Origin of the sequence: Lacticaseibacillus pantheris DSM 15945 = JCM 12539 = NBRC 106106, assembly GCF_001591865.1 — a bacterium.
Taxonomy (GTDB): domain Bacteria; phylum Bacillota; class Bacilli; order Lactobacillales; family Lactobacillaceae; genus Lacticaseibacillus; species Lacticaseibacillus pantheris.
This window is the reverse complement of record NZ_BCVS01000095.1, coordinates 1-9341: the sequence shown is the minus strand read 5'-3', so window position 1 is coordinate 9341 and position 9341 is coordinate 1. Positions and strand designations below refer to the sequence as shown.

Below are 9341 nucleotides of genomic sequence, written 5' to 3'. Positions count from 1 at the left end.
GGCACCCCCACCGGCCAGAACCACACTTGCGAACGAATTTACGACTGGTTTAGGCAACTGCAGCCATAGTACCCGTATTTTCAGTAGTAGCCGTTAACCCTTATGTGTAAGGGACGGCTCGCAATCGAAATTTTAGATGGGTTAGTGCCTGACTTGTAATAAAAGTGACTGAATTTGTCGTCAATTTCCTGTCCGGGGGCTTGTAGAGGGAACATCCTTCTGTAGGGTATTCGTGATTGGTCATGGTAGTGTGAGGCCGCGTCGGTCGGAACGGTGAGCGAAGGCGTGTGGGTTAGGAATGGTCCCCACCGTTACTGGGTAACGGGAACCCGGGGTTGGGCTTTGGTACGGAGGCGTCGTGCCCGGAGACGTAGTTGCTGCGACCCCGGAGCGCCGTAGGAACGGAGTGACGTACGGCGGCATGTTTTTGAGACCGTGATTTTTCGGGCTCAAAAACTCGTGGGAAGCCCGGCACGGGCTGGAGCGTGCGGGTGTAGCAACCTACGGCGTAGGGCTCGTAAGCCGCAGTACCAAAGCCCAACCCCGCGTTCGTACGCAGCCCTAGCAGTGGTGACCATGTAGTACCCCACGAAAGCCGCAGCTCACCGTTCCGACCAACGCTGCCGCCAACCACACCCCCAACCACACGGATTTGAAGGTAACTTGCACGCTCAGGGCTTTAGCGTTAAACTGTTCTCTCGAGTAGGCAATATGCTTAAATTTGCGGGGTTATCCGCAGCAAAGGGGTGATTGCAACATGGAAATGGAAAGAATCAACGCCGACACGATCCGCGTCTTTTTGGGTTCCGATGACCTGAAGTCACGTGGCATCAAGATGTTGGATTTGTTGAGCAATCACGAAGACATTGAACACTTCTTCTACGGGGTGCTTGAAGAGGTCGACCAACAGCACGAATTTGCTGATAACGAGTCAGTTACCTTTCAGGTTATGCCCAGTAGCGGTGGCCTCGAAATGTTTATTTCGCGTAACCATCGCCACAATCAGAGCCAGCAACCGCAAAAGGGGCAACAGCCAGCCGATGCTGGTCAGGAAACGGCACCCATCGACGAATTCGCTGCTTTGGCCAAGCGTCATCTCGACCAGGCGCAGGTGGACAGTGTTCGCGACGAACCCAATCAGGATGAGGTACAACCATTATTTACCGATGAAAGTACCCCTGTAGCCGTGGCATTACGCTTACCCGACTTTGAAGCGTTAATTGGGCTTTCACGGAGCCTCCGTATGAATGGGGGTACGAGTGACTTGTTCCGGTACCAAGGACACTATTTCCTAGTACTGACGTTCCACCCGAATGCCATCAGTGAACGCGAGGCGCAGATTCAGCTGGCCATCGCGCATGAGTACGGTGATACTGCTGACGTGACCGCTGAACAGTTGGCAGAGTACGGGCACCAGTTAATGGCCACCAGTGCGCTAGAGACCACCAGGTACTACTTTAAAAAATAATGCATAACAAACTACTGGGCCCATAGCCGTATCCGTTAGAACGTGACGAACGCGGCTATGGGCCTAGTTGGTGTTTCGGCATATTCACATAAGCAGGCGGGTAATCGCCAACGCGGCAATACCGACCACCGCCACGGCGAGTAAGGACCGCGTAACTACGGCCACGACGACGGAGGGAATAGTGGCAATGGCGTACGGTACGTTGAGGGTCGGTAGGCGGCCGAGGTGTTGCGTGAACAGGCTACTGACCACGAGGGCGGCCATAATGCTGACGGGTACAAAGCTGAGGAACTCCAGTACGGGTGCGGGCAGACGCCATTTTTTGAGTAGAATAAACGGAATCACTCGGCACAGCCAGGTGACCACACCACAACCGATGACCACGAGTAACGAATATTCAAAAGAAGGCATGTTTAACCCCCATTCCTAATAGGCAGGCCACCACTGTGACCACCAGAACCAGTACGCTGCTGGGAATGAAGATGAGGCCCAGGTACATGAGTACGCAGACCAAAATCACCACGAGTCCTTGCAGTAGTAGCCCCATAGCGCGGTCACCAATAACTTGTAAGTACAGCAGCCCGATAAACATGGCGACAAGCGCAAAGTCGAGGCCGAACGCGTTCGGGTTGGGAATGAGGCTACCAATTAGATTGCCGACTACTGACGATAATGCCCAAATGGAATACGCGAAGATATTAGCAGCGTTGAGCCAGTCAAAGTTTAATTTGTGGTCAGTGTAGTTCAATTTGCTCATAGTGAGCGCGAAGGTTTCGTCCGTAATCAGTGTTCCTAGCCAAACGTTCCGCCACATGCTTTCATGGCGGAGGTAGGGGGCAACGGTCATGCTGACAAGAATCATCCGGGCGCTAACCATCAACACTGCGAATAGAATCGATATGTATGCACTACTAGCCGCAATCATACTGACGATGATAAATTGGGCGGTGCCGCTGTACGCTAGTAGTGACATGAGTAGCGTTATGATTGGTCCGTGACCCGCACCGCGAGCAACCACCCCAAACGCCAAGCCAATACCAATATAGCCAAAGGCGGTGGGAATGGTGTCACGAATACCGGTACGGAAATCTAGCTGGTTATTCACAGAAACACCTCCAAAAATTATGATGGTACAAATAAGTGGCGCCCGCCGATTGAGGGTTATGGTTCCCTCGGATCGTCGTCGCCACGTTGCTGATGCCTGTATAGATGCAATCCCGTTACGCTGGTAGTGAACCAAAGTCGACCAGGTGCGATAGTTGAGCCGCCTGTTTCCGAATATCATCGGGTAGGGCCTGCGAAATCGTGAAGGTCGTGTTCATACGGTGGGGGTTGAAGTCTGATGGCACACTAACAATTGAGTAGAACGTATTATCGGTATTGTCGGGAATTGCGCTGAGGGTGTAGGCCGTGATGGCCGCTTCTTCCTGTGGCAACTGCTTGAGAAAGTCCGCGAGTACCCGGTATGAGTAATACACCGTTTCGGCGTAGGTTTCTCCAGAAGCGTATAGTTGCGGAATGTTGAGGAACTCAATAGTGTAGCCATGATCAGTCTTGGTATTCTTAGCAACAAAAAAATACCGGTGTTGTGTGTCTGGCATAAAGCATCACGTCCCTTCGTCGCTTGATTTCCCTTAATAAATTATAACACGGTGAGAAACGCTAGTCCACACTCAAAAAAATCTAATTTTTGATTAAATGGCAATTTTTTCCTCGTCTCTACTTGGCAGGGGTTAATCTCCATGCTATACTTACTTTCGTTGTTGCGGTCGTAGTTTAATGGTAAAATCTCAGCTTCCCAAGCTGATGTCGCGAGTTCGATTCTCGTCGACCGCTTGTATTTTGTCAATATGCCAGAGGAAGTCCGGTTGGTCCTTACAGTGAGCCTGCAGTTAGTGCGATGTGGGTAGGTGCCGTCGGGTGGCGCGCTGGCACGACCATCAATCATGAATAACATTTAAGTGGGCGGTCACGCCAACAAGAGTGGTACCGCGGGCGCTGGCTCGTCTCTTTCAGTTGAAGGGGACGGGCCCGTTTTTGAATACACGGAGGAATAACATGGATTACAAACAGCAAGTTGTTACGGCGTTATCAGCAGTCTTGGGTGCGGACCTGGACGCAGAGACGATTAGCCAACTTATTGAGCAGCCTAAGTCTGACGATCTGGGGGACTACGCCTTCCCCACCTTTGCGCTGGCTAAGGTTCGGCGGATGGCTCCGCCCAAGATTGCCGCGGACATCGTGGCCGCAATTGACCAGACGGATTTTGATCACGTAGTTGCCACCGGTGCCTACGTGAACTTTTTTCTCGATAAGGTGGCCTTTGCCCAAGATACGCTGACCGCCATCGCGGAGCAGGGTGAACATTTTGGGGACGCCCAGGCCGGATCTGGCAACGTGCCAATCGATATGAGTAGCCCCAACATTGCTAAGCCAATGTCGATGGGCCACTTACGTTCAACTGTCATCGGTAATTCTCTGGCGAAAATTTTGACCAAAGTGGGGTACACCCCCATCAAGATTAACTACCTCGGTGACTGGGGGACGCAATTCGGTAAACTGATTGTGGCCTACAAAAAGTGGGGTAGCGAGGCCGACGTTAAGGCTGACCCCATTAAGCACCTGCTGGAATACTACGTGCGGTTCCACGCTGAGGCCGAGACGCAGCCCGAATTAGACGACGAGGCGCGTGCCTGGTTTAAGAAGCTGGAGGACGGTGACGCTGAGGCCACCAAGCTGTGGGAATGGTTCCGGGGTGAATCACTGAAGGAATTCAAGCGTATCTATGACGTGCTGGGTGTCGACTTTGACAGCTACAACGGCGAGGCGTTCATGAATGACAAGATGGACCCCGTTATCAGGGAGCTGCAGGACAAGCACTTGCTCAAAGAGAGCCAGGGGGCCGAAATTGTGGACCTCGACGCGTACGGCATGAACCCCGCCCTGATCCGTAAGAGCGATGGGGCTACGTTGTACATGACGCGTGACTTGGCGGCGGCTATCTACCGGCATGACCACTACGACTTTACCCAGAGCCTCTACGTCGTGGGGATGGAGCAAAAGGAACACTTTGCCCAACTGAAGGCCGTGCTGCTCGAAATGGGCCACGAATGGGCTAACGACATCCACCACATTCCGTTTGGTTTGATTACGGCCAACGGCAAAAAGTTGTCCACGCGGAAGGGTAACGTGATCCTCCTGGACAAGGTATTACAGGAAGCCGTAGACCTGGCCAAGGCGCAGATTGCGGCCAAGCACCCGGACCTTGAAAACCAGGACGAAGTGGCGCAGGCGGTCGGTGTTGGTGCCGTGGTGTTCCACGACCTTAAGAGTGAACGGAAGGACAGCTTTGACTTCAACCTCGAAGAAGTCGTGCGGTTTGAAGGCGAGACTGGTCCTTACGTTCAGTATACGAACGCCCGGGCCCACAGTATTTTGACCAAAGCGGCGGTGCAACCCGACGCTACCGTTCACCTGACGGACGCAAACGCCTGGCCGGTATTGAAGCAGTTGGCGGCCTTCCCGGACATCGTGCTTCGGGCCGCGACTGAGTACGAACCATCCGTCATTGCCAAGTATGCTTTGCGGTTGGCGAAGAGCTTTAACCAGTACTACGCACACACCAAGGTGTTGGTGGACGATGAAGAACTGGCCGGCCGGTTGGCATTGGTGCAGAGTGTAACGGTTGTTCTGACCGCTGCGCTAGGTTTGTTAGGTGTAAAGGCACCGGCCGCAATGTAGCCGGAGAACGCGGAGGCAGCCGATGAAAAAAGCGGAACGACAACGCATTATGAGCCGCATCATTAGTGGTAAGGTAATCGAAACGCAAAAGCAACTGCTGGAGGAATTACAGAGTGCGGGTGTGAAGGCTACTCAGGCAACCGTCTCCCGCGATATCCGTGAACTGAACATCGTGAAGTCTAAGGGGAATGATGGCCGTATGCGTTACGTCATCTTTTCGAAGCAACCCCACAATGATACTGACAGGTTGCAGCAATCCATCCGCGAAAATGGGCTGAGCATCGTGCGTGTTCAGTTTATGAACGTGATTCACACGGTGCCCAGTAACGGTAACCTGTTGGCGGCCCTCATTGATGACATTGAGTTCACCAAAGTAGTCGGTACGTTGGCTGGTCATGATACCATCGTGGTTATTAGCCCGGATGAGGCTGGGGCCGAGTGGTTCAATGATTTCTACCAGAGTTCATTTATGGACTAGTGGCAAGAATAGAATAGTGATACTCAAAATGGAGCTGACCGCAATTAAGTGGTCAGCTCCTTTGCTTTGTTATGACTAAACCGGTAAGATAAGTGACCGTTTGGCGTGCGCACACATTTTGGGCGTTAGAACGGTACCGTACTCGTAACCGTTCGGAAATGGTTACTGAGTGGTTCCTGCCAGGTTAACGTGGTGGCGTGCAACATGAGGCGTGGGGCGGCCTCTTGTCCGTACAAAGGATCGCCTAGTAGTAAGTGGCCGATATGGTCGAGGTGTACCCGAATTTGGTGGGTACGACCAGTTGCAAGGCGCAGGCTAAGGCGGTCGGCGGTCGCGCTCCGGGTTAAGACACGGTAAAAAGTGGTGGCCGGGAGCCCGTTTGCGGCCACCATGCGCCGGCGGATATCATCGGGCCGGTGCGCGATGGGGGCATCAATGCGGCCCCAACTTTGGGTCATACCCGGACGTACCAAAGCCGTATAGGTTCGGTGCAACGTTTTGGTAGCCAGTTGTCGGTTGATGATGGCCTGGGTGAGGGGGTCGCGGGCCAGCAGAATCAGACCGCTGGTCGCCATATCCAGGCGGTGGGTGATGTAAATCGGGGTCCCGGCAAAGTGGGCCGCCACCCGGCCAATTAGGCTGTCCGTATCGCCAGCCGCACTAGGGTGGGTTTTCAGGCCCGCGGGCTTTTCGGCCACGATGACGTGTTCATCGGCGTATGCGATGGTGACGGGCGCGTCGTAGGGCGGAACGATGGGAGCAGGCGCACTAAAGCAGATATTGATGGTTGCGCCCGCGGGCAGCGGATTGGTCAGCGGCTGGTAGACGCCGTTCACGGTAATTAATTGCTGACGACGCCACGCACCTTGGAAGTGTTTAGGAACGTTCCACGCGCGCAGTTGTGCGCGCAGACTGACGTTAGCGGGGACGTTGGTGACAGTGAAATGAAAGTCGGTCATGGCTACCTCCTGTAGGTTAGGAATTATGTAAAAAAGGTGTGTAAGTACGGGCGTAGCAATGGTTATGCTACAATTATTGGGATAGTCATTGAAGGGAGTTTGTCTGGTGGATATACGACAAATTGGGCGGGCAATCCGTCACGCGTTGGGAGTGGCATTACGGGCTCTTTGGCGCTTCATACATCGATTCCAACTGATTCGCTGGGCGATTCTACTGGTACTGACACTGATTTTGGTCATGAGTGCCTACTTTACCTATGAAGCCAAAACGGTCGATATGGCCGATATTAAAAGCTCGTTGCAGACGAAAACCGAAATTTACGACCACAAGGATAATGGTGTGGGGTCGCTCTACTCACAAAAAGGGACGTATGTTTCGCTGGAACACATTTCTAAGAACGTCCAGAACGCCGTCATTAGTACCGAGGACCGCAGCTTCTGGACAAACCCCGGATTTGATATTAAGGGGATTCTGCGCTCGGTAGTGAGTCTGATTATCAACCGGGGATCAATCGCCGGTGGTGGTAGTACTTTGACGCAGCAATTGGTCAAGAATACTTTGCTCAGTCAAAAGCAAACCTTTCTGCGTAAGGGTCAGGAAATCTTTATGGCCGTGCAGATGAACCGCGTGTACACTAAGAGCGAAATCCTCGCGATGTACTTGAATAACGCGTACTTTGGTAACGGGGTCTGGGGTGTTGAGGACGCGTCTGAGCTGTACTTCGGTAAGCATGCTAGTGAGTTGAGCGTTGGTGAGGGCGCGACGTTGGCGGCAATGTTGCGGAACCCGAGCTACTACAACCCCATTGACCATATGGATAATGCCATCAGCCGCCGCAACCTAGTGCTAACGCTAGAAGTTGAGGCGGGTCACCTTACTAGTGCGCAGGCGGACGCGGCCAAGCAGACCACTTTGACGCTTAACAACAATTATAACGAAGATTCGACTGATAAGTACCCGTATTATTTTGACGCCGTGATTGAGGAGGCTGAAAGCAAAGGGTTCTCCGAAAATGACCTGCTCAATAAGGGGTATAAGATTTATACCAGTCTCGATACAAATTACCAGGATGCGTTGGACCAAACTTGGGCCAACGACAACAATTTTCAAAATGATGCTAGTGATGGGACCAAGGTTCAGGCATCATCGGTGGCCATCGATCCGCAAACGGGCGGTGTGCGCGCGATTGAAGGCGGCCGGGGGACACACGTCTTCTTAGGCTATAATTATGCGACGCAGCTACACCGTTCACCCGGATCAACTTTGAAACCATTGATGGTTTACACTCCGGCCCTGGAAAATGGTTACCACTACGACTCGGAATTATCCGACAAGAAGCAGTCCTTTGGGAAGAACAATTACTCGCCATCGAACTGGAACGGTGTTTACCAGAACACGGTGCCAATGTACACGGCATTGGCCAACAGTCTTAACGTCCCGGCGGTATGGTTACTGAATAAGATTGGTGTCCAGAAGGGTGTGTCCAGCTTGAAACGGTTTGGGATTACCCTCGAAAAGAAGGACCAGAACCTGGCGGCGGCTTTAGGTGGTGTTTCGACCGGGGTATCGCCGCTGACCATGGCCCGGGCTTATGCCGCCTTTGCAAACGACGGGAAGATGCCCCAGACACACTTTATTCGCAAAATTGTTGACGCGACGGGGACGACCGTTTATCAAGCCGACACGCAAAGTAAGCAGGTGATGGCTAGCTCGGTGGCCAAGGAAATGACCAGCATGATGATGGACACGTACAATAACGGGACGGGTGCAAGCGCCAAGCCGTACGGGTACACCGTTGCTGGTAAGACGGGGTCGACCGAGACTCCTAAGGAATGGAACGTGAACGGCGACAAGGACCAGTGGGCCGTTGGCTATACGCCTGATGTGGTGGTGGCGACCTGGACCGGCTTTGCTTACACGACTAAGACCCACTACCTACAGACTGGTGATGGCGGTAACGTTGACAGTATCTTCAAGTCGGAGATGACTAACCTGTTGCCGGAGACCACACAAACGCAGTTTAACGTGACGTCTGCATCAGCCAAAGTGGCTGCGACCACCGCCAGCAGTGCGGGTACCTCCAGCGGTAGCAGCAGCGGCTCGGTGTGGAGCGATATTCAAGATGGTATCCAGGACGGGGTGAATACGGTGAAAGACAAGGCCCAGGAATGGTATAATGACGTGCAAGGTTTATTTAATTAATTACCGCGCCATGGAGTGACGGTATAAAGGAGAATAATATGGTTAACATTTACGACAACGCTAACGAAATGGCGTCCGCACTAAAGGAAACCACCCAGTACCAGGAATTGAAGCAGGCATTTGATCTGCTGAAGCTTGATCCGGTAGGTTATGACTTGTTCAAGCAGTTCCAAAACAAGCAGATGGAACTGTCCCAGAAACAGGCTACCGGTCAGGACATCTCTGATGATGATATTCACTCCCTGCAGACACTGGGCGACAAGATTAAGGATATCGACGCCATCAAGACCTTGATGACCAAGGAACAGGCTTTGAGCCAATTGATGGACGAACTGAACAACACCATCAGCAAGCCCATCGTCGAACTTTACAGCCAGTCTTAATTTGCCTGGTTCTACGACACCGCCCTCTTTACTGGGGGCGGTGTTTTTGGTTGGCGGCTCTGGTTGGCGGCTCTGGTCGGCGGTTCTGGCCGGTGGCGGTGCCGCGGGG

Annotated in this window: 9 protein-coding genes and 1 tRNA gene; 6 read left to right on the top strand and 4 right to left on the bottom strand. The window is 52.9% G+C overall.

Annotation, left to right across the window (positions count from 1 at the left end; genetic code table 11):
* The first annotated feature begins 757 nt into the window (after positions 1–757).
* A complete protein-coding gene (locus LPA02S_RS09285; RefSeq protein ID WP_056956999.1) occupies positions 758–1468 on the top strand; it encodes an adaptor protein MecA in 711 nt (236 codons plus the stop codon).
* Positions 1469–1552: 84 nt separating this feature from the next.
* Here LPA02S_RS09285 and LPA02S_RS09280 read toward each other — a convergent pair whose 3' ends face one another.
* The 3 genes from LPA02S_RS09280 to LPA02S_RS09270 all read right to left on the bottom strand — a co-directional run bounded on the left by LPA02S_RS09280 (position 1553) and on the right by LPA02S_RS09270 (position 3069).
* Complete coding sequence (locus tag LPA02S_RS09280) at positions 1553–1879, bottom strand: AzlD domain-containing protein (RefSeq protein ID WP_056956998.1); 327 nt, start codon at positions 1877–1879, stop codon at positions 1553–1555.
* The gene (locus LPA02S_RS09275; RefSeq protein ID WP_054648901.1) at positions 1866–2573 is read right to left on the bottom strand and encodes an AzlC family ABC transporter permease; all 708 of its coding nucleotides are present in this window, start codon (positions 2571–2573) and stop codon (positions 1866–1868) included. The genes LPA02S_RS09280 and LPA02S_RS09275 overlap by 14 nt, the downstream gene beginning before the upstream one ends.
* A 115-nt stretch (positions 2574–2688) precedes the next feature.
* Positions 2689–3069 carry a hypothetical protein gene (locus tag LPA02S_RS09270; RefSeq protein ID WP_056956997.1) on the bottom strand — a complete coding sequence of 127 codons (381 nt, stop codon included), beginning with the start codon at positions 3067–3069 and terminating at the stop codon, positions 2689–2691.
* Between the two features lie 164 nt (positions 3070–3233).
* On the opposite strand from LPA02S_RS09270, the gene LPA02S_RS09265 reads away from it, so the two are divergent.
* From LPA02S_RS09265 to LPA02S_RS09255, 3 genes are all read left to right on the top strand, one after another.
* Positions 3234–3304: transfer RNA gene (locus LPA02S_RS09265), tRNA-Gly, on the top strand.
* Between the two features lie 222 nt (positions 3305–3526).
* The gene (gene argS, locus LPA02S_RS09260; protein WP_056956996.1) at positions 3527–5209 is read left to right on the top strand and encodes an arginine--tRNA ligase; all 1683 of its coding nucleotides are present in this window, start codon (positions 3527–3529) and stop codon (positions 5207–5209) included.
* 22 nt (positions 5210–5231) lie between these two features.
* A complete protein-coding gene (locus LPA02S_RS09255; RefSeq protein ID WP_054648905.1) occupies positions 5232–5687 on the top strand; it encodes an arginine repressor in 456 nt (151 codons plus the stop codon).
* A 125-nt stretch (positions 5688–5812) separates the two neighbouring features.
* Here LPA02S_RS09255 and LPA02S_RS09250 read toward each other — a convergent pair whose 3' ends face one another.
* Positions 5813–6646 carry an RluA family pseudouridine synthase gene (locus LPA02S_RS09250; RefSeq protein WP_054648907.1) on the bottom strand — a complete coding sequence of 278 codons (834 nt, stop codon included), beginning with the start codon at positions 6644–6646 and terminating at the stop codon, positions 5813–5815.
* Between the two features lie 151 nt (positions 6647–6797).
* Between LPA02S_RS09250 and LPA02S_RS09245 the strand changes: the two genes are divergently transcribed.
* A complete protein-coding gene (locus LPA02S_RS09245; protein WP_056957016.1) occupies positions 6798–8849 on the top strand; it encodes a PBP1A family penicillin-binding protein in 2052 nt (683 codons plus the stop codon).
* 38 nt (positions 8850–8887) lie between these two features.
* The gene (locus LPA02S_RS09240; RefSeq protein ID WP_054648909.1) at positions 8888–9232 is read left to right on the top strand and encodes a YlbF family regulator; all 345 of its coding nucleotides are present in this window, start codon (positions 8888–8890) and stop codon (positions 9230–9232) included.
* The last annotated feature ends 109 nt before the right edge of the window (positions 9233–9341 follow it).

Bases quoted from the DNA above. Each gene is read 5' to 3' on its own strand.
- LPA02S_RS09285 (WP_056956999.1), top strand. From the start codon at position 758: ATGGAAATGGAAAGAATCAACGCCGACACGATCCGCGTCTTTTTGGGT.
- LPA02S_RS09280 (WP_056956998.1), bottom strand. From the start codon at position 1,879: ATGCCTTCTTTTGAATATTCGTTACTCGTGGTCATCGGTTGTGGTGTG.
- LPA02S_RS09270 (WP_056956997.1), bottom strand. From the start codon at position 3,069: ATGCCAGACACACAACACCGGTATTTTTTTGTTGCTAAGAATACCAAG.
- argS (WP_056956996.1), top strand. From the start codon at position 3,527: ATGGATTACAAACAGCAAGTTGTTACGGCGTTATCAGCAGTCTTGGGT.
- LPA02S_RS09255 (WP_054648905.1), top strand. From the start codon at position 5,232: ATGAAAAAAGCGGAACGACAACGCATTATGAGCCGCATCATTAGTGGT.
- LPA02S_RS09250 (WP_054648907.1), bottom strand. From the start codon at position 6,646: ATGACCGACTTTCATTTCACTGTCACCAACGTCCCCGCTAACGTCAGT.
- LPA02S_RS09240 (WP_054648909.1), top strand. From the start codon at position 8,888: ATGGTTAACATTTACGACAACGCTAACGAAATGGCGTCCGCACTAAAG.